This is a genomic window from Collinsella sp. TF12-2AT (genome assembly GCF_003436735.1).
Lineage (GTDB): Bacteria > Actinomycetota > Coriobacteriia > Coriobacteriales > Coriobacteriaceae > Collinsella.
This window is the reverse complement of record NZ_QSQK01000005.1, coordinates 36,047-61,668: the sequence shown is the minus strand read 5'-3', so window position 1 is coordinate 61,668 and position 25,622 is coordinate 36,047. Positions and strand designations below refer to the sequence as shown.

20 protein-coding genes are annotated in these 25,622 nt (G+C 61.8%); 9 read left to right on the top strand and 11 right to left on the bottom strand.

Features of this window, described 5'->3' with window-relative positions; genetic code table 11:
* Nucleotides 1-5: 5 nt before the first annotated feature.
* From DXD24_RS04795 to DXD24_RS04785, 3 genes are all read left to right on the top strand, one after another.
* Nucleotides 6-2,033 carry a KUP/HAK/KT family potassium transporter gene (locus tag DXD24_RS04795; protein WP_117646290.1) on the top strand — a complete coding sequence of 676 codons (2,028 nt, stop codon included), beginning with the start codon at nt 6-8 and terminating at the stop codon, nt 2,031-2,033.
* A 136-nt stretch (nt 2,034-2,169) separates the two neighbouring features.
* Nucleotides 2,170-3,795: an ATP-binding protein gene (locus DXD24_RS04790; protein ID WP_117646289.1), complete on the top strand. Its 1,626-nt coding sequence runs from the start codon at nt 2,170-2,172 to the stop codon at nt 3,793-3,795.
* Between the two features lie 4 nt (nt 3,796-3,799).
* On the top strand, nt 3,800-4,513 hold the full coding sequence (locus tag DXD24_RS04785) for a response regulator (protein WP_233502329.1): 714 nt from the start codon (nt 3,800-3,802) through the stop codon (nt 4,511-4,513).
* A gap of 95 nt (nt 4,514-4,608) precedes the next feature.
* Here DXD24_RS04785 and rlmKL read toward each other — a convergent pair whose 3' ends face one another.
* Complete coding sequence (rlmKL, locus tag DXD24_RS04780; protein ID WP_117629820.1) at nt 4,609-7,179, bottom strand: bifunctional 23S rRNA (guanine(2069)-N(7))-methyltransferase RlmK/23S rRNA (guanine(2445)-N(2))-methyltransferase RlmL; 2,571 nt, start codon at nt 7,177-7,179, stop codon at nt 4,609-4,611.
* Nucleotides 7,180-7,254: 75 nt separating this feature from the next.
* On the opposite strand from rlmKL, the gene DXD24_RS04775 reads away from it, so the two are divergent.
* Both DXD24_RS04775 and DXD24_RS04770 read left to right on the top strand, forming a co-directional pair.
* Nucleotides 7,255-8,082 carry an HAD hydrolase family protein gene (locus tag DXD24_RS04775; RefSeq protein WP_158550151.1) on the top strand — a complete coding sequence of 276 codons (828 nt, stop codon included), beginning with the start codon at nt 7,255-7,257 and terminating at the stop codon, nt 8,080-8,082.
* 193 nt (nt 8,083-8,275) lie between these two features.
* Nucleotides 8,276-8,980, top strand: a complete 705-nt coding sequence (locus tag DXD24_RS04770) for a transaldolase (protein WP_199407979.1) — start codon at nt 8,276-8,278, stop codon at nt 8,978-8,980.
* Between the two features lie 885 nt (nt 8,981-9,865).
* On the opposite strand, the gene DXD24_RS04765 is transcribed toward DXD24_RS04770, so the two are convergent.
* The 4 genes from DXD24_RS04765 to DXD24_RS04750 form a co-directional block, all read right to left on the bottom strand.
* A complete protein-coding gene (locus DXD24_RS04765; protein WP_117646285.1) occupies nt 9,866-12,013 on the bottom strand; it encodes a Tex family protein in 2,148 nt (715 codons plus the stop codon).
* Nucleotides 12,014-12,196: 183 nt separating this feature from the next.
* Nucleotides 12,197-13,237, bottom strand: a complete 1,041-nt coding sequence (locus tag DXD24_RS04760) for a Gfo/Idh/MocA family protein (RefSeq protein WP_117646284.1) — start codon at nt 13,235-13,237, stop codon at nt 12,197-12,199.
* A gap of 68 nt (nt 13,238-13,305) precedes the next feature.
* Nucleotides 13,306-14,562, bottom strand: a complete 1,257-nt coding sequence (locus tag DXD24_RS04755; protein WP_117646283.1) for an MFS transporter — start codon at nt 14,560-14,562, stop codon at nt 13,306-13,308.
* 66 nt (nt 14,563-14,628) lie between these two features.
* The gene (locus DXD24_RS04750; protein WP_117646282.1) at nt 14,629-15,510 is read right to left on the bottom strand and encodes an SDR family NAD(P)-dependent oxidoreductase; all 882 of its coding nucleotides are present in this window, start codon (nt 15,508-15,510) and stop codon (nt 14,629-14,631) included.
* Between the two features lie 233 nt (nt 15,511-15,743).
* Between DXD24_RS04750 and DXD24_RS04745 the strand changes: the two genes are divergently transcribed.
* On the top strand, nt 15,744-16,622 hold the full coding sequence (locus tag DXD24_RS04745; RefSeq protein WP_117646281.1) for a LysR family transcriptional regulator: 879 nt from the start codon (nt 15,744-15,746) through the stop codon (nt 16,620-16,622).
* A 75-nt stretch (nt 16,623-16,697) separates the two neighbouring features.
* On the opposite strand, the gene DXD24_RS04740 is transcribed toward DXD24_RS04745, so the two are convergent.
* The 5 genes from DXD24_RS04740 to DXD24_RS04720 all read right to left on the bottom strand — a co-directional run bounded on the left by DXD24_RS04740 (nt 16,698) and on the right by DXD24_RS04720 (nt 21,771).
* On the bottom strand, nt 16,698-17,012 hold the full coding sequence (locus DXD24_RS04740; protein ID WP_117646280.1) for a type II toxin-antitoxin system RelE/ParE family toxin: 315 nt from the start codon (nt 17,010-17,012) through the stop codon (nt 16,698-16,700).
* Nucleotides 17,005-17,268: a prevent-host-death protein gene (locus DXD24_RS04735; RefSeq protein WP_117646279.1), complete on the bottom strand. Its 264-nt coding sequence runs from the start codon at nt 17,266-17,268 to the stop codon at nt 17,005-17,007. The genes DXD24_RS04740 and DXD24_RS04735 overlap by 8 nt, the downstream gene beginning before the upstream one ends.
* Nucleotides 17,269-17,545: 277 nt before the next feature.
* Nucleotides 17,546-19,465 (bottom strand): ABC transporter ATP-binding protein, encoded by a 1,920-nt coding sequence (locus tag DXD24_RS04730; protein ID WP_117646278.1) that lies wholly within the window; start codon nt 19,463-19,465, stop codon nt 17,546-17,548.
* Complete coding sequence (locus tag DXD24_RS04725; RefSeq protein ID WP_117646277.1) at nt 19,458-21,272, bottom strand: ABC transporter ATP-binding protein; 1,815 nt, start codon at nt 21,270-21,272, stop codon at nt 19,458-19,460. Before DXD24_RS04725 ends, DXD24_RS04730 begins: the two co-directional genes overlap by 8 nt.
* Nucleotides 21,265-21,771: a MarR family winged helix-turn-helix transcriptional regulator gene (locus tag DXD24_RS04720; protein WP_117646276.1), complete on the bottom strand. Its 507-nt coding sequence runs from the start codon at nt 21,769-21,771 to the stop codon at nt 21,265-21,267. The genes DXD24_RS04725 and DXD24_RS04720 overlap by 8 nt, the downstream gene beginning before the upstream one ends.
* Nucleotides 21,772-22,336: 565 nt before the next feature.
* Between DXD24_RS04720 and DXD24_RS04715 the strand changes: the two genes are divergently transcribed.
* The 3 genes from DXD24_RS04715 to DXD24_RS04705 all read left to right on the top strand — a co-directional run bounded on the left by DXD24_RS04715 (nt 22,337) and on the right by DXD24_RS04705 (nt 25,027).
* Nucleotides 22,337-23,161, top strand: coding sequence for a PfkB family carbohydrate kinase (locus DXD24_RS04715; RefSeq protein WP_117564361.1), 825 nt, complete (start codon nt 22,337-22,339; stop codon nt 23,159-23,161).
* Nucleotides 23,154-23,483 carry a TIGR04076 family protein gene (locus DXD24_RS04710; RefSeq protein ID WP_197032192.1) on the top strand — a complete coding sequence of 110 codons (330 nt, stop codon included), beginning with the start codon at nt 23,154-23,156 and terminating at the stop codon, nt 23,481-23,483. The genes DXD24_RS04715 and DXD24_RS04710 overlap by 8 nt, the downstream gene beginning before the upstream one ends.
* Before the next feature lie 182 nt (nt 23,484-23,665).
* Nucleotides 23,666-25,027, top strand: a complete 1,362-nt coding sequence (locus DXD24_RS04705) for an ATP-binding protein (RefSeq protein WP_117646275.1) — start codon at nt 23,666-23,668, stop codon at nt 25,025-25,027.
* Nucleotides 25,028-25,175: 148 nt separating this feature from the next.
* Here DXD24_RS04705 and DXD24_RS04700 read toward each other — a convergent pair whose 3' ends face one another.
* Entirely contained in the window at nt 25,176-25,622 is a 447-nt protein-coding gene (locus DXD24_RS04700) for a low molecular weight protein-tyrosine-phosphatase (protein WP_117646274.1), read from the bottom strand.

The window sequence follows — 25,622 nt, the reverse complement described above, 5'->3', positions numbered from 1 at the left end:
GGCTTATGGAACAAAAGGCAAAGGAAGTAGCCTCGCACGTTGCGATTCCTGTGAGCATCTCGGCGATGCTCGTCACGCTGGGCGTGGTGTATGGCGATATCGGCACCAGCCCCATGTATGTAACCAAGGCGCTCGTTGCCGGCAACGGCGGCATCGGAAGCGTCACGCAGGAGTTCGTGCTCGGCGCGCTCTCCCTTGTCGTGTGGACGGTCACGCTGCTGACGACCGTCAAGTACGTGCTGATCTCGCTGCGCGCCGACAACCACGGCGAGGGCGGCATCTTTGCCCTGTACAGCCTGGTCAAGCGCTGCGGCAAGTGGCTCATCATCCCCGCCATGCTGGGCGGCGCGGCGCTCCTCGCCGACGGCATCCTGACGCCTGCCGTTACCGTCACCACGGCCATCGAGGGCCTGCGCACCATCCCGGCGGTCCATGCCGTGCTCGGTGACGACCAGGGTCGTGTCGTCGCCATCACGCTTGCCATCATCATCGCGCTCTTCTTGGTGCAGCGCATCGGCACGGCCAAGATCGGTCACGCCTTCGGCCCCATCATGACGCTGTGGTTTTTGTTCCTGGGCGGCACGGGCCTGTTCTTTGTCTGCCAGTATCCCGCGGTGCTGCTGTGCCTCAACCCGTTGCGTGGCATCGCTTTTCTGCTGAGCCCCAACAACCATGCGGGCATCATGATTTTGGGCAGCTGCTTCCTCGCTACCACCGGTGCCGAGGCGCTCTATTCCGACATGGGCCATGTGGGCCGCGGCAACATCTATGCCACCTGGCCGTTCGTTAAGTGCTGCCTGCTGCTGTCCTACATGGGCCAGGGCGCGTGGCTTATCAACAACGCCGGCAACCCGGAGCTCATGGGTATCGCCGACCTCAACCCCTTCTACCAGATGCTCGCTCCGGGTCTGCGCCCCTTTGCCGTCGGCCTTTCCACCGTCGCGGCCATCATTGCCTCGCAGGCGCTCATCACCGGCGCATTCTCGCTGGTGTCCGAGGCCAGCCGCCTGGACCTCATGCCGCATATGCAGGTCTTCTATCCTGCCGAGACCAAGGGCCAACTCTACATTCCCATGGTCAACAACGTCATGCTCGTGGGCTGCGTCGTCGTGGTGCTGCTGTTCCAGAACTCGGCGCACATGGAGGCCGCGTACGGCCTGGCCATTACCCTGACCATGATGTGCACGACAATGCTGCTCTTCTTCTATCTGCACGTGGAGCGCAATCTCAAGGTCGCGCCGTGGATCTTTGCCGCCTTCTTCCTTATGCTCGAGGGCTTCTTCTTTGTGAGCTCGCTCACCAAGTTCTTCCACGGCGGCTACTTCACCATCCTCATGGCTGCACTCATCATGGGCATTATGGTGTGCTGGTACAACGGCACGGCGGTCGAGCAACGTCAGTTTACGCTGCTGCCGCTGCGCAGCTATCTGCCGCAGCTCAAACGCCTGCGCGATGACGATCGCTACGAGCTCATGAGCGACAACATCGTGTACCTGACCAAGGACACCAACACCGACTATATCGACCGCGATATCGTCTACTCGATTTTGGATAAGCACCCCAAGCGCGCTCGCGCCTGGTGGTTCGTGAATGTCGAGACCATGGACGAGCCGCATACCTTTGCCTACTCGGTCGAGACGTTCGGCACCGACTACGTGTTCCGCGTGCATCTGTACCTGGGCTACAAGATCAACCAGCGCGTCAATGCCTACCTGCGCCAGGTTGTTCAGGACCTGGCCGCCAGCGGCGAGCTGCCGGCGCAGACGCACGATTACTCGGTCTACAAGGATCCGGGCAACATCGGTACGTTTAAGTTCGTCATGATCCGCAAGCTGCTGGCGCCCGAAAGCGACGTGGAGCCCAGCGAGCGTACGGCCATCACGCTCAAGTACATCATCCGCCGTGCCGCCGGCACGCCTGCGCGCTGGTACGGCCTGGAGAACTCCAACGTGAGCTTTGAGTACGTGCCGCTGTTCACCAAGTTTAAGGCCGTGAGCAAGATGCAGCGTCTGGCTCCCGACGAGCGCCCGTAGTCGACGTCTGCTGTTTGTCTAACGACCGCAGGCTGCAAAGGCTATACACTTGGAACCACCACAAGGAGGCAACCACCGCAAAGGTGCCAGTCCCCTTTGTGGTGGTTTTTGTTTTTGAGAGAGGGGCGGGGCGCTGATGGATGTCCGTGCGGACGGCGATATTGCCGAGAACTTTTGGTGGCGGCGTACAACGCTGACGCGTCGCAGCCCTCTGTATGACGCCTGCGTATCGGCGGGGCTGCTAGCCGCGGCAACGATTGTGGGCGCGCTGCTCGACCATCCGGGGCTCGCGCCGAGCATCATGATCGTCTATGTGTTCGCCGTGCAGCTGTGCGCTTTCTTTACCTGGAGCCGCCTGTACTGCCTGCTGAGCTCGGCTGCCGCCGTGGCGCTCTACAACTTCTTGTTTGTCGACCCGCGCTACGCGCTGTCGTTTATCGACCGCGTCTATCCCGGCATGTTCTTTATCATGTTTGCGGTCTCGCTCGTATCGAGCTCGATTGCGTTGGCCCTGCGCCGCGCCTTGGCACAGGCTGCCGCCAGCGACCGTCGCACGCAGATGGTGCTCGAGACCAACCGCATGCTGCAGCGGTGTGGCGATCAGCAACAGATTGTGCACGCTATGGCAACGCAGCTGGCGCGTCTTTCGGACTGTCCGGTCGTGTGGTATAGCGCCGATGCCGATAACGATGACCTGCTGCCGCGCACGACGTACACGGCCGTGGGCGATGCCGCGCCGGTACACCAGCTGGCGCCGCAGATGCCGCCGCGGCTCTCGGCGTCCGCCTATGTGGGAACGCCGCTCGATGCCACCTATGGTGCCTCGGCGTTCTACGGCATATACCTGACCGTGCGCTCGGGCGACACCATGGTGCGCGCGGGCGATCCCGCCTCGGTGGTGGGGGTGTTCGCCATTGTCGCCGAGCCCGATGCGCTGACGCCCGAGGAGAGGACGCTTGCCGATGCCATCGTGAGCGAAGGCGAGCTGGCTCTCGATCGCGCCCGCGCCATGGAGGCCCGCGAGGAGGCGGCGGTGCTCGCTAAAAACGAGCAGCTGCGTGCCAACTTGCTGCGCTCCATCTCGCACGATCTGCGCACGCCGCTTACCAGTATCTCGGGCAATGCCGACGTGTTGCTCGACCAGGGCTCGACTGGCACGGCCGTGCTCGACGACCAGACGCGCCGCGGCCTGCTCCTATCCATTCGCTCGGACGCGCAATGGCTCAACGCCACCGTCGAGAACCTGCTCGCCATTACCAAGCTCGAGGGCGGCGGCATGCATCTGTCGACCACGCTCGAGCTCATGGACGATATCGTCGAGGAGGCGCTGCGCCACGTAAACCCGGCCGTACGTGAGCACGACCTTAAGGTAGTGGCGTGCGATGAGCCGGCGCTCGTCAACGTCGACGCGCGCCTGATGGTGCAGCTGGTGGTCAATCTGGTGAACAACGCCATTACCTATACGCCCGCAGGCTCGCATATCGTGATCTCGATTGGCGTCCATGATGGATGCGTGGCGTGCTCGGTTGCCGATGACGGCCCGGGCATTGCGCCCGAGGACCGCGAGCGAATCTTTGAGTCGTTCTATATCGCCAACCATGGCCTAGCCGATAGCTGCCGCAGTGTGGGTCTGGGGCTTTCGCTCTGCCGCTCCATTGCGCTGGCGCATGGCGGTAGCATAGGGGTTGCCGCGGCGGACCCGCACGGCTCTGTCTTTACGATTGAGCTTCCTGCCGCCGATGTTTCGTTTGATAAGGAGTAACACTGTGCCGAACTCTGCTGTGAAACCGCTTATCTTGGTCGTTGAGGACGATCCCGCCGTCCGCAACCTTATCGTTGCCGCGCTCGAGGCGCACGGTTTGCGCCATATGGCTGTGGAGACCGCCCACGCCGCCATCGCCGCCGCTTCGTCGCAGGCGCCGAGCATTGTGCTGCTCGATCTGGGCCTGCCCGATATGGACGGCGTCAAGGTGGTGGAGTCGGTGCGCGCGTGGTCGGGCATGCCGATCATCGTGGTCTCGGCACGCAGCGAGGACGCGGACAAGATCCGAGCGCTCGATGCCGGCGCCGATGACTACCTGACTAAGCCGTTTTCGGTCGAGGAGCTGCTCGCGCGCATTCGCACCACGCTCAGGCGCCTTTCGTATGCGCAGGCGGGCGGTGTTGTCTCCGAGGGCTCGTTCGATACCGGCGAGTTGCATATCGATTTTGATGCCGGCATCGCCACGATGGATGGCGAGGAACTGCATCTGACGCCGATCGAATACAAGCTCTTGTGCCTGCTGGCACACAACGCCGACAAGGTGCTGACGCACCAATTTATCCTGCACGAGATCTGGGGCACGGCGACCAAGAGCGACCTGGCGAGCCTGCGCGTCTTTATGGGTACGCTGCGCAAAAAGATCGAGTCCGACCCCGCGCATCCGCGTTACATCCAAACCCATGTAGGCATTGGCTACCGCCTGGTCATCCAAGGCTAGATCGCCAACCATCATCCCAATATGAGTTGCGGTGAAATAGTTCCTGTTTGGGCCTTTACCAGGCATTTTTAGGGACTATTCCACCGCAACTTTGTTTATTTGCCCTTGGGCTTGCTGGCGTAGAACTTCTTCTTTTTGGGCTTGCCTGAGCAGGCGGGCTTGTCGTCTCCGTGCGGTCCTCGGACGCCGGCCTGCGCGTGCGCGGGCGATGCTGCGCGAGGCTTGCGGGCTCCGGGGTTGCGCAGTTCCTCGACGCGCTCAGCAATTTCCTCGGCGCTAAAGCCGACCTCGGCCATGGCGTCCTCGATGGGCAGGCGGCGCACGATGTAGCAGTGGTGCACCTTCTGGTTGCGCGCGAAATCCTCGGGGATGGTCTGCTCCGTAATGTCCTCCAGCACCACGCCTGCGCGCGCGAGCTTGCGCGTCTCGGGGCGGAAACCGCGCAGGTTGCAGCTAAAGATGGCATGGCCGCCCTGCGCGAGCAGGCGCGATACGCCGGCCAAAAGCTCAACATGGTCGCGCTGAACATCCCAGGTGCGACGGCCCATCTTGGACGAGTTCGAGAACGTGGGCGGGTCGACAAAGATCAGGTCCCAGCGGTTGCGCGTCTGGCGCTGGTCGCGAATCCAGGCGAGCACGTCGTCGCGCACAAAATGATGCTGAGGCCCCACAAAGCCGTTCTGGCGCATGTTGCGCTCGGCCCAGTCCAGATAGGTGTTGGAGAGGTCGACCGTCACGGTCTCCTCGACGCCGCTGTCTGCCGCATAGCAGGTGGCAGTGCCGGTGTAGGCAAACAGGTTGAGGAAGCGGCGCGCCTGCTTGGCGTGCTCGCGCACCAGATTGCGCGTGACGCGGTGGTCCAAGAAGATGCCCACGTCCAGGTAGTCGTCAAAGTTGACGGCAAAGGTGAGGCCGCCTTCCTCGATGAGCGGTAGGCGACGGCGCGCAATGTTGGCGCGCTCGCCCGAGCCGCCCTTGCCGGCGCCCTGCTTACCGTACTGCGAGCCGCCGCGCGAACGCATGCGGGCCTTGGCGTGCACGTGCTCGGCGGGAACATCTAGGATGCGCGGCGCGATGGCCAGAATGTCGAGCATGCGGGCCTGGGCCAGTGCGGGGTCGATGGTCTTGGGCGCGGCGTATTCGGCGATGACGAGCCAGCGGCCCGGCGTCTGCGGGCAACCCTCGTACAGATCGATGGCGGCGGAGTAGTCGGGCAGGTCGGCATCGTAGACGCGGTAGCAGCTCACGCCCTCGCGCTTGGCCCACTTGCGGCGCAGGCGAGCGTTCTTGCGCAGGCGGTTGGCGAACTGCTCGGATTCGGGGATGAGCACGGGCAGCGGCTTGCCGTCGCCCAGGTCGAGCGTGGCGGCAGGTTCGGGCATGGGGGTGCTGGCGGCTTCGTCGCTGATGACGTCGTTGGCATCCGCAACCTCGGCCTCGGCATCCGCGCTGGTCGCAGCCTCAAACGCTGCGGCGGCGTGGTCGAGCGAGGGCCAAACCTCGATAGTCGCCTCTTCGTTGTTGGGCATGACGGCAATGGAGCGCGCGGGCTCGGCATGGAGCGCGCGGGCCAGCAGGCCGTCGCGGGTGAGCGCGGCGACCGGTGCCGAAGCAAGCTCGGGCGCGCGGCGCAGCTCGCCGACCAGCGTCATGGCGTCATGCATGAGCGAAAGCGGCGTCTCGGTCGTATCCGCGACGAGGGCGGCGCCGGCGACAGCGCCCGCATGGTCCAGCACGGTGGCGGGCTTGGCGGCGCAAAAATCGACAAAGCGCTTGTAACCGGCGCACTTGGCCATGCGCTCGGCGGTCTTGCGGGCGGCAGGGTCAATGTCCACGGCGACGATGCGTGCCTGGCGCTCGCGCGCTGCCGCCTCGCGCTCTCGTGCCTCGGCAAGCAACTGCTCCCATAGGGCGGCATCGTGCAGCTGCCAGCCCTCAAAGCCCCAGCGCTCGCGTGCGGCGCCCGGGGCGCGGTCGGTCAGGATGTTCACGGCCTCCAGCAGCAGGCCGCCGCCGGCGCACGAGGCGTCGATCAGCGTAGGTAGGGCCTCGTTTTCGTAGTCGTCGGCCGTCAGCTCGCGCTCGCACAGCGCGGTCCAGCCGACCTGCGCCAACACCAGGGCGGCGTAGTCGGGGCGTAGCACGTGCGCGCCCTCGCCGGCGCGAGTCGCGGCGGGCGGCAGGCGCTTGAACAGCGGGTCGCCCGAAAGGTCCAGGCTTATGCTCGCACGGCGCTGGCGTAGCGAAAGCAGCAGGTGGACATCGGGGTCGGCAGCATCGACATCGGCGCGACGGCCTGTGGTCTCGGCCAGGCGATCGCACAATGCGTCCTTGGCGCGCAGGGCAGAGAAGCGCGTGTTGCGCAGCTGCTCGGTCACACCACGGGCAGTGATGGCAATGGTGGCGCCGCAGCGGACGATGTTTTCCCAGGCAATGTCGTAAACGGCATCGTACAGTTCATCGGCATTCTGCGCCTCAAAGCGCCTGAGCACCACGAACACGCGGCTCGCCAGGCGCGACCACAGACAGGCGCGGTAACCTTCTTCGAGCTCGCCCTCAAATGTAGCGCGGCCCTTCAGCCGGCGAACATGCGAAAGTCCGAGGCGTTTAAGCTCATCGGCGAGTGCGGACTCAAAGCCCTCGGGGCAGCTTGCGTAAAATTCCATGGGTGACCTCTCTGGTTGCGTCGCTCCATTATATGATGGATGCTTCGTTTGCCCTTATCCTCGAAAGGAACCCATATGATTGATGCGTGTCCCGAACCCGCTGTGCTCTTTTTTGACGTGGACGGCACGCTGACGTCGTTCGATCCCGACGATATGACCGATAAGGACTTCAATGCAATCCATCCGTCGAAGGCCGTTGTCGATGCATTTGGTCGCCTGCGCAATGCGGGTCACCAGGCATTTATCTGCACGGGTCGCCCCTTGTGGCTGATTGCCGATGGCCTGCGCGCGCTGAACCCGGCGGGTATCGTTGCCATGGCGGGGGCCACGCTCGAGGTCGAGGGCCGCGTGGCACACGAGGACTGCATTGACGAGGACATTGTTGAGGAGCTCGCGCGTCGCATTACTGTGGCGGGCGGCGAGGCGTTGTTCGAGACGAACGGTGCCACCTATTCACTTGAGCCAGTTGGTGTCGAACAGTCATTTCTGCTAGGCGCCGGCGTGGTGCATGGCACCGACCAGATGCGCGTCGATGGCCGCTTGCGCGTAGGCAAGGTGTGCATTAACGCGTACGACCTGGCTCGCGTAGCCAACGATGACGGCTTTATCGAGCGCGAGTTTGAGCTGTGCAACACCGGTGGTCAGAATCGCGAGCTGAGCCCCAAGGGCATCGACAAGGGCGTGGGCGTGGCGCGAGCGCTGGAATACCTGGGTCGCACCGGCAACGCGCGCACCTTTGGCTTTGGCGATTCCGGCAACGATCTGGGTATGCTCGCCGCCGTCGAGACGGCTGTAGCCATGGGCAACGCCATGCCCGAGGTCAAGGCAGTCGCCGACTACGTGACCGACGATGTCGCACACGATGGCACCGTCACAGCGATGCAACATTTCGGCCTCATCTAATGAATCTCGCCTTCTGACGTTTGCTCAAACTGCGACTCTTTGCTTTTGCATGCTCAATCGATTTATCAATCCAAACACTGAAGCGATTATACCGTTCGCCGAGAAGATAAAAAACCGCAGTTCACGCCTTGATAAACGTAGGTAAAGTGTTTAGCAGTTTAACGCCCGTGTGCAAGCGAAAGGAATCAGGCAGATGGCAATCAAGGTGTTCGCTGACGGTGCAAATCTCGAGGGCATGCTCGACATGTACGAGAACGGCAACGTTCAGGGTTTCACGACCAACCCGTCCCTTATGAAAAAGGGCGGCGTGACGGATTACCGCGCCTTTGCCAAGGAGGTCCTGGCCCATATCACCGATGTGTCTGTGTCGTTTGAGGTCTTTGCCGACGACGTCGAGACCATGAAGATCGAGGCCCGCGAGATCGCTACCTGGGCCGAGAACGTCTACGTCAAGATTCCGTGCGTGACCACCAAGGGCGAGTCCACGGCCGAGCTGGTGCGCAAGCTTTCGGCCGACGGCATCAAGGTCAACGTCACCACCATCTTTACGCCTGCGCAGGTCGACGAGATGGTCGAGGCCGTTGACGCCGAGACGCCGTCCATCATCTCGCTCTTTGCCGGCCGTATCGCTGACACCGGCGTCGATCCCATTCCGTTTATGACGGAGTCGGTGAAGAAGGCCGCCGCCAAGCCCAACTGCGAGGTCCTGTGGGCGTCCACGCGTGAGCTTATCAATATTTACCAGGCGGAAGGATGCGGTTGCCAGATCATCACGGTGCCCAACAGCATCCTGGCCAAGCGTAAGAACATCGGCCGTGACCCGTACGAGGTCTCGCTCGATACCGTGCGCGGTTTTGCCAAGGATATCGCCTCGCTCGGTTTCCATATCCTGCCGTAACGCGAACGCTGGCTACATCGCGGGTTGTTCGCCCCGGCCTTTCCTTTCCCTATCGCTCACGCGCTTCGCGAGGGTCGCGCTAGGCAAAGGAAAGGCCGGGGCTGCCGACACGAACCCGTCGGTAGGTCCTGAGCTGAATCGCTACCTTTATTCCGATGGGGGTCGACAGTGCTACCCCGCCAACTGTCTCGGGCAGTAATGGGGCTGGGCTCGGATGGCAACGCCGCGTGCCACTGGCGGCTTCGTTCGCCGGATGACGATTCGTGTTACGCGGCCGGCGTCACCTCGGACGGCGGCGTGGGCTCCGACGGCATCGCGTGGACAACGCGGTTCCGCATTATGGATCAACCTGTAATCTAATGATCTTCTAATCCATATCTATCAAGTATCGAAAACGATCCGGCCCCGAGTTGGCAGTCATCGCCAAGGCAAAGGACCCTGCCGGCTATGTGTTCGGGGCGACGCGCAAGTCGCCCAAGACCCTTCGATTATCCCTTTGTTCCGCGCATGCAAGATCTCATGCTTGACGTGGTTGAACAGCTCTACCGGGCAAACGAGGTCTTTGCGGCTCGTGCCCATAAGTGTCCCACCAACAGAAATCGAGATATTCGGCCTCAGAGTGCCGTCAAGATTGCCAATATGGCTGAAAAACGTCCCGTACCGCACCTCTGCGGGTGCAGATATGGGACGTTTGTGGAATATCTGATGCCTATTTGTTGAGCTTGCACTTTGAAGAAGTGTTATCGCGGCCCAGCGAGGTCGAATATCTCAAAAATTGCAGGTGATGATTAGCGGAAACGGCGTCTCGCACTTCGGGATATCGCCAAATCGTTTTAGAAGGAGAGGCGCTCGGCGGAATGGGGCCCGCCGAGCGCCTGCAGCGGCTTATTTGCCCCGCACCATGGTGAGGGAGATCTTTTTGCGGTCGCGATCGACCTTTTCTACCCATACCTTCACCGTGTCGCCGACGCGCACCACGTCGCTGGGGTGCTTGACGAAGCGGCTGGCCAGCTTGGAGATGTGCACGAGGCCGTCCTGGTGCACGCCCACGTCGACGAAGGCGCCAAAGTCGACGACGTTGCGCACCGTGCCCTTGAGCTCCATGCCGGGTTCCAGGTCGTCGATGGAAAGTGCCGAGCGGCTAAAGACCACCTCGGGCGCGTCGTCTCGCGGGTCGCGGCCGGGCTTCTTGAGCTCGTTGACAATGTCGATGAGCGTGAGGGTACCGCAGTCCAGGTCGCTTGCCAGCGTCGAGATGCTGCCCAGGCGGCGCTCGATGTCGGGCACGCCGCCGCGGCTGAGCTCGCTTGCCGCAACGCCGGCGCGCTCCAGGACGGCCGTGGCCACCTCGTAGCTTTCGGGGTGGACGCTTGTCGCGTCGAGCGGGTTCTTGCCGCCGCTGATGCGCAGGAAACCTGCGGCGTTGAGGTATGCCTTGGGTCCCAGCTTGGGGACCTTCTTGAGCTGGCGGCGATCGGTAAAGGCTCCGTTTTCCTCGCGGTAGGCCACGATATTCTTGGCCACGCTCGGCGTGATGCCCGATACGTATCCCAGCAGGCTCGCGCTTGCGGTGTTGACGTCGACGCCCACGCGGTTGACGACGTCTTCCACCACGTGGCCTAGGGTGCGCGAGAGCTCGGCCTGGTCAAGGTCGTGCTGGTACTGGCCCACGCCGATGGACTGGGGCGGAATCTTGACGAGCTCTGCCAACGGGTCCTGCAGACGGCGGCCTAGGCTCATGGCGCCGCGCACGGTGACGTCCAGGTCGGGGTATTCCTGACTGGCGAGCTCGGAGGCGGAGTACACCGACGCGCCGGCTTCGTTGACGATGGTGTATCGCAGCCCGGGCGCCTGCTCGGCAATGAACTCCGAGACGACTTCCTCGGTCTCGCGGCTGGCGGTGCCGTTGCCGATGACGATGGTGTTGACGCCGTCCTTCTTGACGAGGCGGGCGAGCTCGCGCTTGGTGCCGGCGACGTCGTGGCGCGGCTTGGTGGGGTAGACAACGCCGTGGTCGAGCAGCTTGCCGGTCTCGTCCATGACAGCGACCTTGCAGCCGGTGCGGTAGCCCGGATCGAGCGCGAGCACGCGGGCACCGCGCACGGGGCGTGCCGAGAGCAAGCCCTCGAGATTCTTGGCAAAGACATTGATGGCCTCGGTCTGAGCGCGGACGGTGAGTTTGGCGCGGGCCTCGCGCTCCAGCGAGGGGGCCATGAGACGCTTGTAACCGTCGGCGATAGCGGCGTCAAAGACGGGCGCGAACACGCCCTGGCGACGGGGCCAGCGGCTGCCGAGGCGCGCCGTGGCGGCAGCGCCGTCGACGTTCACGCGCACGCGGAGTTTGCCCTCGCGCTCACCGCGGTCGATAGCCAGCACGCGGTGGTTGGGAATACGGCGCAGCGGCTCGTCAAAGTTGTAGTAGGGCTCGTAGGGGGTCTTCTCGGCGGGGTCGGTGGCCTCGACGATGATGTCGGCGGTGTTTTGCGTAAAGGCGCGCAGGTCGGCGACGTTCTCCGGGTCCTCGGCTACCGTCTCGGCCACGATGTCGGTGGCGCCGGCAAGCGCCTTCTCGGGCGTGTCGAAGCCGGCCTCCTCGTTAACGTATGCCGCGGCGGTGTCGAGCGCGCTGCCCTTGGCGGATGCCTGCATGATGATCATGTTGGCAAGCGGCTCCAGGCCTGCCTCGCGGGCCTTCTGCGCGCGGGTCATGCGCTTTTTGCGGTAGGGCTTGTAGAGGTCCTCGACACGCTGGAGCTGTGTGGCCTCGCGAATCTGTTGCTCGAGTTCGGGCGTGAGTTTGCCCTGGGCATCGATGAGCAGGATGACGTCCTCTTTACGCTGCTCAAGATTGCGCAGGTAGGACAGGCGCTCGTCGAGTGCGCGCAGGGCGACGTCGTCCATGCCGCCCGTGGCTTCCTTGCGGTAGCGCGAGATAAAGGGAATGGTGTTGCCCTCGTCGATGAGCTTGACGGCCGCCTCGATGTTGGCGGCCCTAAGGTTGAGCTCGCGGGCGAGCTGGGCGATAAGATCCATGGGACTTCCTGTCTGTGAGTACGTTACAGGTGCATGAGCCACCCAGTCTACCACCCGCCCGCGCCGCGGCTGCAAAGAAAGCCCCGCGGGCAGGAGGCTGCTCGCGGGGTAAAGAAGAGGGGGCTTGTTGGCGGCGGGCCAAGGCGCTCGGCGGTGAGTTTGCCGCGGCCCGCTCTTAAGACATTACAGCTCGACGAGCTGGCCGGTCTCGGCGGCCTCCTTGATGGCGTTGAGAAGTGTGAGCGTCTTGACGTTATCGGCGGGGGTCACGACGGGCTCGACCTCGCGGCGGACAACCTTCACAAAGTGCTTGAGCTGCATCTTGTGCGGCAGCGCCGGGTCCACGGCCGGAATCTCCATCTGCAGCGGCTTGTGCCAGTTGGAGGCGCCGTCGTAGGAGAACTGGTGCAGGCGGGGCAGCGAAAGGGCGCCCAAGGTTCCGCCAATAAAGTAGGCATCGGCGTCGAAGGGGCGGTACTGCGGGTCCTCGCGAGCGGTGGCCTCCCAGTTCCAGGGGCTGGCGGTGGCATCGGAGATGGTCATGCTCGCGAGCGCGCCATCGGCAAAACGGACGTTGACCACAGCGGAGTCCTCGGTCTCAAACCCGCGGGCGGCGCTGGACTGCATGCCCTGGACGGCGACGGGCTCGCCCAGCAGGTAACGGAGCAGGTCGACGTCGTGCACCAGGTTGACCAGGATCGGGCCGGCACCCTTTTTGCGGCGCCACTCGACATCAAAGTACCCGTCATTCTTATAGATCATGTAGTGGAAACTCGACACGGTGAGCTTGCCCAGCTCACCGGACTCGATGATCTCCTTGGCCTTGTTGACGAAGGGGTTGTGGCGACGGTGCTGGCCCACGAGCACGGGCACGCCGGCGGTCTCGGCCTCGGCGGCGAAGGCCTGGGCATCCTCGAGGTCGTTGGAGATTGGCTTTTCGACCAGCGGCACGATGTTGCGCTTCACGGCCTCGCGGGCAACGCCCAGATGCAGGTCGTTGGGGGTGGCGATGATGACGGCCTCGGGCTTGACCTCGTCCATCATCTGGGCGGGATCGGTGTAAAACGGCACGCCGGCGGCCTCGGCCGTGGCACGGGCGCCCTCAAAGGCGTCGGCGATGGCGACGAGCTCGGCTTCGGGCTCCTCGGTGACAAAGCGGATGTGGTTGCGGCCCATGGCACCGGCGCCGATAACGGCAATGCGGACGGGGTTGAGCTCAGACATTTCGACTCCTTAATACTGGTGACCGGTGGAATGCGGCAAGAGAACGGCCCTTGCCGCGTCAAGCAAAACTAAGCGGACTTCTTCTTGCTGTCGGAGACCATCATGTAGACGGTGAGCACGACGGCGATGGCGGCGATCACGATGGCGCCGTAGAAGGACTGCTGGTAGGCGGCGCTGCCGGCCTCGGCGTGATACAGCACGGCGGTAATGGGCTGGCTGATCCAAGTAGAAGCGGCGTAGCCCAAGAACATGATGCCGTAGTTGACGCCGATGTTGCTGGTGCCAAAGGCGCCACCGGTGAGCGGCGGGTAGATGACGAGCAGGGCGCCAAAGCTAAAGCCGAGCAGGGCGAGCGCCACAAAGAACATGCTCTGCGTAAAGCTCATCGACATGATGACGAGCGCGACGATGGTGACGACAAGGCTGATAAGCAGCGACTTGTAGGCGCCGAGCTTGTCGATGATCTGACCAAAGGACAGACGGCCGACCAGGTTGGCGCAGGTGTTGACGGAGACCACCACGCCACCGAGGGCCACGGCCGCGGCGCTCGTGGGGTCGGCGAAGAGCTGGACGGCGGCGATGGAGGCAACCTTGCCCACGAGCAGGGTGCCCGCGGTGGCGGCAAAGGCGAAGGTGACGATGAGGACCCAGAAGCGCGGGGTCTTGACCATCTCGCCCGGGGTGAGGTCGCCGAAGGTGCCGGCATGCGCGCCGCCCTTGGGGGCCTCGAAGCCCTCGGGCAGCCAACCGGCCTCGGGGGCCTTCAGGAACAGGGCGGAGGCGGCGATCGTCACAAAGAAGATGACGCCGAGTGCCTTAAGGGCGCCAAAGATGCCAAGGCTCGGGATGAGCAGCGAGGCGAGCACCGGGGACAGCACGGCGGGGCCGGCGGTCGAAGCGGCCAGGGTGATGCCGGAGGCCAGGCCCTTCTTGTCGATGAACCACTTTTGGCCCGTGGTGAGCGCGGGGTTGTAGCCCAAGCCGTTGCCGATGGCGGCGACGAGCGAGAACCACAGGTAGAACTGCCACGGCTCGGTGACGGTGCCGGACATGAACCAGCCCAGGCCGTAGCACACGGCGGCGGCGATCACGACGTTGCGCGGACCGATCTTATCGGAGATACGGCCGGCGAAGATACCCGTCACGGCCATGATGGTCTGAAAGACCGGGAAAGCCCAGGTAAGGGCGCTCGACCACTCGGGGTAGACGGCGAGCAGGTTCTTGCTCACGACGGAATACAGCGCGATGGAGCTGATGAAGAACATAGTGACGCACGCGGCGGAAAGCACGACGGCGCGACCCTTGTTGGAGTTGGTGGAAGCCATGGGACTCTTTCTAATCGATGCGGGGGAGGGGCGGACACGTCCGCGGGGCCTCCCTGTCGGGTTGGTTTACTGGTCGGTCGGCTTGGCGACGCCGGACTCGTCAGACCAAAGCTCGACACCCTTGTTCTTAAGGTAGTTGTCGGCAAAGGCTCGGCGGCCGCCGGGCTTGGCGGTGAGGTCGCCCATCATATTGGAGAAACCGCCGTCGACCTTGATGGCGTCGCCGGTGGTAAAGTCCGAGCGCTTGGACGCCAGGAACATGACGGCGTTGGCGATATCGCTGACCTCGCCGATGCGGCGCGTGGCGATCAGGCGGCTGCGGCTCTTTTCGACCTCGGGGTCGGCGTAAAAGCTCGCCGACATGGGGGTCTTGACAAAGCAGGGCTCGACGCAGTTGGAGCGGACGCCGTAGGGACCCCACTCGGCGGCGAGCATCTTGGACATCATGTTGACGCCGGCCTTGGTGGAGCTGTACACGCCCGAGAACGTCTCGGGGGAGTGGCTGGCGACGGTCGAGATGTGCACCAGACGACCCTGCCCGGCCTTGATCATCTCGCGACCAAAGCGCTGCGAGGTGATGAAGTAGCCGGTGAGGTTGACGTTGATGACCTCGTTCCAGTCATTCAGCGGCAGGTCTTCCATGGCTGCGAAGCGCAGGATGCCGGCGGTGTTGACGAGGACGTCGACGCGGCCGAAGTTGGCGATGGTGGCGTCGACGGCGGCCTGAACCTCGGCCTCGTCGGTGGCGTTCATCTTGTAGCCCTCGGCGTGGATGCCAAACTCGGCAGCGAGGTCGGCGGCAGCGGCCTTGACCTTCTTCTCGTCCAGGTCGAGCAGGACGACGTTGGCGCCATTGCGGGCGAACTCGCGGCAAATCTCGACGCCCATGCCGCCGAGCGCGCCGGTCACAGCGCAGACATCGCCCTCGAGCTTAAGCCAATTGCTCATAGGAACTTCCCTTCTTGTGCCTCCCGGTGGGTCGCTCCCATTAACCGACCCACGTGGTTTTCGCTGGTTATCGTATGCTTAGCGTTCGCGCAGGTGAATTGCATATTTGTTAGAATGACGTAAACCTATGGTTTACAGCACGCAAGGCAATTTGTTCTTAATTGAGTGTGTGACCTGCCAAAACGACCCCCTTCGGCAGCGCATGTCCATACGTCTGGAAACGGGAGATTGACGTGTACGATCGACGACTCGAGGCCATAGCGGCCGCCGCTGAGCTGGGAAGCTTCTCGCGCGCCGCGGCAAAACTGCGCGTGTCGACCCCGGCACTCGTCAAACAGGTGTCGGGGTTCGAGGCCGAGTTCGGCATCACGTTGTTCGAGCGCTCGCACTCGGGCGTCAAGGTGACGCCGGCGGGCGCGCTGTTGGTGGACGACGCGCGCTCGATCATGCGCCAATCCGAGGATGCGTTGCGCCGCGCCCGGCGAGCGGCGGGCGATGGCGGCGCCGTGCGCTTGGGCGTGTCGATGATGTGCCCGGGGCGCCACACGCTCGCGCTGTGGCCGCAGGTGCACGACATGGAGCCGCGCTTGCGTTTTGAGATCGTGCCGGTGGGGGACCTTTACGATGAGCGCGAGACCGTCATGCGCAGTCTGGGGCGCGAGGTGGATGTGGTGCAGTCGAGTTTTTCGACCCCGCGCTGGGGCGACGCCTGTCAAAAGCTCCGCATCGTTAACGTGCCGTTTTACATCGACGTGCCGCGCTCAAGTCGGCTCGCGCGCAAGGAGCGCATCACGGTTGCCGATCTGGAGGGCATGCGCCTGCGCGTGCTCCGTCACGGCAACGACGCCATAGACAGCCTGCGTATCGACCTTTTGGCCGACGGCGGCGTGGACGTGATCGACGTGGACAGCTTTGACTTTGCGCTCTTTAACGAGGCGGAGGAAAAGGGCGATGCGGTGCTCACCTGTGGGGCATGGTCGGGTGTGCACCCGGCCTTTGTGGGCGTGCCGTTCCTGTGCGGCCGCGAGGTGCCGGTCTTTCTGCACTACCCGCTCGAGCCCACCCTCCAAGTACAAAAATTCGTCAACGCCATGGCCCAACTCCTCAAGTAGCTAATTTAGGACGGGGCTTTTTTAGCTGCATCGGGCATGGTCCTGGATAAGGGGCCTACTTATATCGGGGCTTGTTTATTCGGCAAGCAGTATTTGCAGGTAATCGCGCTTTCCGTGGAGGACGCGGTCGATATAGACCTTCTGGTGAAAACGGTAAAACGCGAGATAGCTGTCACAGACCACGAACCGGTAATCGGAGCGTAGGGGATAGATCGAAGAGAGTGGCGTACCCGACTCTGGGAAGCTGGATAGCAGGTCTATCCGAGCGAGGATGCCCCCTACGATTCTCTCCGCTGCTGCGGGATTGTCCTGTTCGACGGCAATGTAGTCCCAGATATCGTCGAGATCTTGCAGAGCCAGCGGAGAGTAGACGATCTCGCAGCTATGCATGGCTTGCGGCCTTGCGGCGGAAGTGTGCGGCGACGTTGTCCGACGAGACCCATCCGCTCTCCTCGCCCGAGCTGCGCCCGCGCTCAAGCTCCGACATCAGCGTGCTGATGGCACAAAACCGGTCGTAGTCTTTCATGTCGAGCACAGCGTAGCAACCGTGCCCGTTTTTGGTCAGAAAGACCGGGGAGCCCTCGTGGACGTCGGAGAGCACCTCGTTGTAATTGCGTAAATCGGAAACAGGCTTAATGGCAGGCATGTAAGGCTCCAATCGATGTACGGGAACTTACGATAAATTATACGAATAATATGCAGCTCCTGCCAACCAAAACACCCACACAAAACGAGCCCCTGGCCAAACGACCAGGGGCTCACAAACTTTTATTCCGCTCTAAATGACGGGCTGATTGCGCGCAGGAGGGTGCCCCGGGGCGGCGGGGTATTTCCTCCGCGCGCAGTTTCGCAGCGAAGCGAGAATGTTTGAGCACGGAGGAATTACCCCGACGCCCCGGGGCACCCTCCGTCAGTAACCGTTCCTACTCCAGCTCAAACGCTCCCGTGTACAGCTGGTAGTAGTACCCGCGCTTGGCAATCAGCTCGTCGTGGTTGCCGCGCTCGATGATGCGGCCGTGGTCCAGGCAGATGATTGCGTCGGAGTTGCGCACGGTGGAGAGGCGGTGCGCGATGACAAACGTCGTGCGGCCTTCCATGAGCTTGTCCATGCCGGCTTGCACGATGGCCTCGGTGCGGGTATCGATGCTCGACGTGGCCTCGTCCAGAATCATTGCCGGCGGATCGGCGACGGCGGCGCGTGCGATCGAAATCAGCTGGCGCTGGCCCTGCGACAGCTGCGCGCCGTTGCCGGTGAGCATAGTGTCGTAGCCGTCGGGTAGGCGGGTGATAAAGTCGTCGGCGCCCGCGAGCTTGGCCGCCGCGATGCACTCCTCGTCGGTGGCGTCCAGGTTGCCGTAGCGGATGTTATCCATCACGGTGCCGGTGAACAGGTTCACGTCCTGCAGCACGACGCCCAGGCTTCGGCGCAGGTCGGCCTTGCGGATCTTGTTGACGTTGATGCCGTCGTAGCGGATCTTGCCGTCGGCGATGTCGTAGAAGCGGTTGATGAGGTTGGTGATGGTCGTCTTGCCGGCTCCGGTGGCGCCGACAAACGCGATCTTCTGGCCCGGCTTGGCAAACACGGACACGCCGTGCAGCACTTCGTGGTCGGGCGTGTAGCCAAAGTCGACGTTGTCCATGACCAGGTCGCCACGCAGCGGCACGTACTCGATCTCGCCGGTTGCGCGGTGCGGATGTTTCCACGCCCACATGCCGGTGTGGTGGTCAGCCTCCTCGAGCTGCCAGGTATCGGGGTTGACCTGCGCGTTGACGAGCGTCACATAGCCTTCGTCGGCTTCGGGCTTCTCGTCGATGAGCTCAAAGATACGGTCGGCGCCGGCGAGGCCCATGACCACGGCGTTGATCTGCTGCGAGATCTGGCCGATCTGTCCGTAGAACTGCTTGGTCATGTTGAGGAACGGCACCACGACGGCGATCGACAGCGCCATGCCCGAGATGCTCAGGTTGGGCACGCCCAGCGCCAGGAAAATGCCGCCGGCAAGGGCCACCAGCACGTAGAGCAAGTTGCCCAGGTTCATAAGGATGGGCATGAGGATGTTGGCGTACATGTTGGCCTTCTGTGAGACCTCGAAGAGCTTTTCGTTGCGCTCGTCAAAATCGGCCTCGGCGGCAGACTCGTGGCAGAACGCCTTGACGACCTTCTGACCGTTCATGACTTCCTCGATATGGCCCTCGACCACGCCGAGCTCGGTCTGCTGCGCAATGAAGAAACGCGCGGAATTGGAGCCGAGCAGCTTGGTCATAAAGGTCATAAAGGCGACGCCGGCGATGATGACCAGGCACATCCACACGCTGTAGTACAGCATGATAAAGAACACCGTGACGATGATGATGATCGTCATGAGCAGGTTGGGCAGCGACTGACTGATCATCTGGCGCAGCGTATCGATGTCGTTGGTGTAGTGGCTCATGATATCGCCGCGCTGGTGTGTGTCGAAGTAGCGGATCGGCAGGTCCTGCATGCGGTTGAACATCATCTCGCGCAGCTTCTCGAGCGAGCCCTGCGTGACGATAGCCATGGCGCGGTTCCAGAAGAGCGAGGACAGGACACCGACGCCGTAGATGCAGGCGAGGGTGGTCACGAGCTGCAGAATCTTGGGCTGTGCGGCTTCCCAATCGCCCGACTGCCACGATTCGCTAATAATCTGCAGGGCGCTCTGCAGGAAGGTCGCGCCGATGGAGTTGATGATGGCGCAGAGCACCACGCCGGCGACGACAAGGGGCAAAAGCACGGGATAGAAGCCAAAGAGCGTCTTGATGAGGCGCGACATGGTGCCGCCCTTACGGTTGAGCGCGCGCTCGGCGGTCGTTGCCTTACTCATGTGCCTCGCCTCCTTCCTGGGTCTGAGCTTGCGTTGCGGATGCCTCGGTGTCGGCCTCGACGGCCCCTTCGCCCTCGGCAGACATCTTGTTTTGCGAGGTAAAGGTCTCTCGGTAGATCTCGCTCGTCTTGAGCAGCTCTTCGTGGTTGCCGATCTGTGCGATGCGGCCGCCCTCCATGACAATGATGCGGTCTGCGTCCTGCACGGAGCTGATGCGCTGGGCGATGATGAGCTTGGTCGTGTTGGGCAGATAGCTTGCCAGGCCTGCGCGAATCTTGGCGTCAGTCTTGGTGTCGACGGCGCTGGTGGAGTCGTCCAGGATCAAGATCTTGGGGCGACGCAACAGGGCGCGTGCAATGCACAGGCGCTGCTTCTGACCGCCCGAAACATTAGAGCCGCCCTGTTCGATCCAGGTGTCGTAGCCCTTGGGGAAACCGTCGACAAACTCGTCGGCGCAGGCCAGATGCGCTGCCTCGCGGACTTCCTCGTCGGTGGCGTTCGGGTCGCCCCAACGCAGGTTCTCGGCGATGGTGCCGCTAAACAGCACGTTTTTCTGCAGCACCATGGCGACCTGGTGACGCAGCGCGTCCAGGTCGTAGTCGCGCACGTCCACGCCGCCCACGCGCACAGCGCCTTCGGTGGTGTCGTACAGGCGGGCGATGAGGTTAACGAGCGTGGACTTGGCCGAGCCGGTGCCGCCGATGATGCCGATGGTCTCGCCGCTCGTAATGTGCAGGTCGATATCGTCGAGCGCCTGGCGCTTCGCATGCTTGGAATACTTAAAGCTCACGTGGTCAAAGTCGATGGAACCGTCGGCAACCTCGAGCACGGGCTCGGCGGGATCGGCGATCGTGGGCTCGGCGGCCAGCACCTCGGCAATGCGGTGTGCCGATTCGTCGGCCATGGTCACCATGACAAAGATCATCGACAGCTGCATCAGGCTCATGAGAATCTGGAAACCATAGGTAAAGGTCGAGGAGAGCTGGCCCACGTCGAACAGCGTGCCCTGGCTCGTGATGATGAGCTTGGAGCCCAGGTAGATGATGACGACAAACGCGCCGTTGACGCAGATGTTCATCATGGGGTTGTTAAAGGCGAGCAGCTTCTCGGCGCGGGTGAAGTCCATCTGGACGTCGCGCGCGGCGGTCGCGAACTTCTCCTTCTCAAAGTCTTCGCGCACATAGCTCTTGACCACGCGCATGCCGGTGACGTTTTCCTCGACGGACTCGTTAAGGGCGTCGTACTTGTGGAACACGCGCGAGAAGATGGGACGCACCTTAAAGATGATAAAGAACAGTCCAAAGCCCAGCAGCGGAATGATGACCAGGTAGACCATGGCGACGCTGCCGCCCATGATAAATGCCATGGTAAAGGCGAAGATCAAGACCAGCGGCGCGCGCACGGCGATACGGATGATCATCATAAAGGCCTGCTGAAAGTTGTTGATGTCGGTGGTCAGACGCGTGACGAGTGAGGAACTCGAGAACTCATCGATGTTGGCAAAGCTGAACGTCTGGATCTTGTGGAACAGGTCGTGACGCAGGTTCTTGGCGAAGCCGCAGCTCGCATGGCTGCAGGTGACGCCTGCCGCGGCGCCAAAAGCAAGCGACGTCAGCGCGATGAGCACCAAAAAGCCTGCGGTGGGAAGCATCTCGGCTACGGTGGCGCCGTCTTTGATGGCGTCGATCAGGTTGGCGGTGATAAATGGAATCAGCATCTCGCAGAGCACCTCGCCAAGCACGAGCAACGGCGTGGCAACGGTGACTTTCATATAGTCGCGGATGCTGCCCATGAGGGTTTTAATCATCCAGTTCCTCCCAGGTTACGCGGATTTTATCGAGCATTTCGGCGAGGTCCTCGCGCTCGTCGTGGGTGAGCGCGCTAAAGGCCCGTTCTCTAAAGCGGATGCGGGCTGCCTGGTCGATGCGGGCGTTTTCCCGGCCGGTTTCGGTCAGGCGAATGGTGAGTTGCCGTCGATCCTTGGGGTTACGGCTGCGCTCGATGAGGCCGTTGAGCTCGAGCTTGGACAGGATCTCGGAAAGCGATCCCGGCTTGAGGTCAAAGTGCATGCCGAGCTCCTGCTGCGACATCTCGCCGCCGGGTTGCTTGGCTAGCAGGCAGATGATGGGCGCCTTGCCGGATACGCCTCCGCCATGAAAGTGCATGTAATGGCCGCAAAAGCTCAGATTATTGAGGATGCGCTTGGCAAGCTTGTCTTCGGCGCTGACCGCTTCGGGTACATCCGCAGGCTGTGACGGGTCGCCGCCGGGCTCATGCGAACAAAGGTTAAGAGGTTCATCGCACATGAATTAGTGCCGCTCCTTTCTTTAGTTAGGTAGTGGAATTGTTTTGTGCCTAACCAATCTAGGAGCATAAGAAATGAATGTCAAGGTACCAAACTTATTAAGTTACGGCGTTTTACCAAACGCCGTAACCGCTCGACGCTGCAAACGCTCCTAAGCGGCAATCTTATCCCTGGGGGACGGAGGAAAAGGTATCGTTTTGGGCTGCGATGATGCCTTTCGAAGCGGCCTTGCCAAAAACTATGCCTAATTACTACGATGAATCCAGCATCGCTGACCACAACAGCTGTTTCTGAAAAAACGCAAGCTATCTACCTGCGGTTTTGTTGGAGAGAAATTCGTTGTGGTTAGAGGCGGGCGGTTAAACGTAGTAAATAGGCATAGTTTTGAAATGGCGCTATATGAGTAGCATCAACTAGGCCGCCATGGAGCAAACAGCCCCCATTTCCGAAACCTTTCCGCAACAATTTGCACTTCGCACCGCTCGCCTCCGCTCACAACGTCCCCTGCGCTACACTTAGTCGCACTATGGTGCCGTCGCGCCATGCCCGACCCAAGGGGGACACTCATGAAGAACACTCAGCTGCTGCTGATCAACGATATGTGCGGTTACGGCAAAGTCGCGCTTTCCGCCATGCTGCCGGTGCTGTCGCACATGGGCTACCGTATCCATAACCTGCCGACGGCGCTCGTTTCCGACACGCTCAACTACCCCAAGTTCTACATCCACGACACCACCGAGTACGTGCGCCAGAGCCTCGCCATCTGGGAGGAGCTCGGCTTTGAGTTCGACGCCATCTCGACCGGCTTTATCGTGACCGAGGAAGAGACGCGCATCATCTCGGACTTTTGCCACCGCCGCGCGCAAAAGGGCACCAAGGTGTTCGTCGATCCCATCATGGGCGACAACGGCAAGCTCTACGCCGGTGTGCCCGAGTCCACGATTGGCCTTATGCGGCACCTGCTGGAGTGTGCAGACTACGCGGTGCCCAACTACACCGAGGCCTGTCTGCTCACCGATACGCCTATTGCAGAGCAGATCACGCCCGATGAGGCCCGCGCCCTTGTGGACGCCGTGCGCGAGCTGGGTGCCAAGTCGGTGGTCATTACGAGCGCCGTGGTCAATGGCACGAACGCGGTTATCGGTTACGACCATGTGGCGGGGGAGTACTTCACGATCCCCTTCGAGCTGATCCCGGTGTACTTCCCGGGTACGGGCGATACGTTCTCGGCCGTGCTTATGGGTCGCGTGATGAGCGGTTGGACGCTTCAGCGCGCCACGGCCGATGCCATGCGCGTGGTGGCCGAGCTTATCGAGCGCAATGCTGCGCAGGAGGATAAGTCTGCCGGCCTGCCCATCGAGGCCTGCCTGGATGTGATTGACCATGAGTAATGCTGGCGAGGGCGGCGTCAAGCCTGCGGGCGAGAACAGGCCGCTCGGCGCGCCGCGTGGCAAGCGGCCGCGTATCCGCGTGAGCTGCGTGGACCAGCTGGGGACGTGCCGCTGCCACCATGGTCACAAGCCGGGCGACGTCTTTGACTTCGATCGCGATCGCGGCAAGATGTGCGCCATGGCCTGCCATGTGGGCTTTCCCTATATCGATATCCTGCGCTATGGCGGAACCGTGCCTGGCAACGAGCCCGGCACGGCAAAGTTCTGCTGCCCCGAAGTCGATACACTGAACGTCTGGCTTGCCGAGATTGTTGACGAGTAGTCGAGCGCAATGTGGCAAAGGGACAGTCCTTTTGTCACATTCGCCGGTGGTGCCCCTTCTTTTGTTTATAATCTCAAATCTCTGCATTTCATCCGATTTTAGGTTCTAAAAATTCTGCGTTTCATCGATAATCAAGCATATAAAACTTTGCATTTCATTCGATGACACCGAGGGGGGAGCCTATGCTGCGCAGGAAAATAGCGGCAGAGCTGGAGCGTTGGCTGAAGTCTTCCGAGCAAAAGGCCTTGTTCATTACGGGTTCTCGCCAGATTGGCAAAAGCTATTCGATTCGCGCATTTGGCAAAGCCAACCATGCAACCTACATCGAGCTTAACCTCATGGAAAACCGCCAGGCAAAAGATGCTCTTCTCGAGGCGCGGGATGCCGATGATTTCATCAGCAGGGTGACGCTTCTTTCGGGAAAGTCGATTGCACCAGGCAAAACGCTCGTGTTTATCGATGAGGTCCAGGAGGCCCCCGACATCATGACGATGGCAAAGTTCCTTGTTGAGGACGGGAGGTGCCGCTGGGCGTTTTCGGGGTCAATGCTCGGGACTCAGTTCAAGGGCGTCAGGTCCTATCCCGTGGGGTATGTTCACGAGCTTAGGATGTTCCCGCTCGATTTTGAGGAGTTTTGCTGGGCAATCGGGGTGAGCGAGGGGGCTCGCCAAACGATACGTGACGCGTGTATCAGCGAGAGGCCCGTTCCTGATTACATTCATGACGCGATGATGGCAAACTTCAGGACCTATACCGTTGTCGGCGGAATGCCGGAGGTCGTGCAGCGTTTTCTTGACACGCAGGGCGACCTTGCCTCTGTTCGTCAGCTACAGTCAGAGCTTAACGAACAGTACCGGCGGGATATCTCCAAGTATGCAAGCGGGCGAGCCCTTCAGGTGCAGAGCATCTACGATCAGCTCCCTATTATGCTCGAGGGCGAAAACAAGCGCTTCGTGCTCAATTCCATTGACCCCAAGGCTCACTACGAGAAGTATCAGCGAGATTTTGTATGGCTTGTCGATGCCGGCGTTGCTCTCAAAGCCGATATCGTAACCGAGCCAAAATCGCCCCTGCTCAAGACGGCGCGGCCATCGCAGTTCAAGCTATATCAATCGGATACGGGCATGTTGATGGCGCGCTACCCCGTTGGAGTCGCCCAAGCGGCGTATCTTGATAGCAAGGAGCCCAATCTGGGCGGCATTTACGAAAACGTGGTGGCCCAGCAGCTGGCTGCCCAAAATCGCCAGCTTTACTACTATCAGACAAAAAAGCGCGGTGAAGTGGACTTTGTGGTCGATGGACCGGATGGGACGGCTGTTCCGATCAAGGTTAAATCGGGCTCCTATTACCACGCGCACGCTGCGCTCGGTCATGTGCTTGATACGGCTGAATATGGCGTAAGGCTCGGGATTGTTTTCTCGAGAGGCAACGTTGAGCGCAACGGAGCGGTTCTCTATTTGCCGCTATATGCGACCTGGGCCCTTTCGGATGTTTTGGGCGACTCCTGTGCCGAGGGGATAAAGTTGGAGGTCAAGCCGGTCTAGGGTCAGTCCCGGATGTGACAAAGGGGCAGTCCCTTTGTCACATTCATGAGCGTGGATTTTCTCCCGTTTAGGGCGCACTTGAACGCTCAAAGTGGGAGAAAATCCACGCTCGATTTATGCCGAGGGCGCGGTTCACGCGCCCGCGAACCTACAGCTGCTCGAGTATAGCGGTGCATCCGGCGAGCACGTCGCGGTAGGTGGCGTCAAAGTTGCCGGTGTACCAGGGATCGGCCACGTCGCCGGGGCGCTCGGTCCAATCGAGCAAGCGCGTAATCTTGCCGTCGGGGTCGTCGCCAAAGATGCGACGCAGGCCGCGCGCGTTCTCAGCATCCATATAGACAATGTGATCCCAGTCGCCATACTCCGCGCGACGCACCTGTCGCGCGCGGTGGGCAACGACGGGAATCCCGACTTCGCGCAGCTTGGCGACCGTGCCATGATGCGGCGGGTTGCCGATCTCCTCGGTCGAGGTCGCAGCAGAGTCAATGACAAACTCCGCCTCGCGCCCGGCACGGCGCACCAGCTCAGTAAACACCGACTCAGCCATCGTCGAGCGGCAGATGTTCCCATGGCAGATAAACAGTACGCGTTGCAT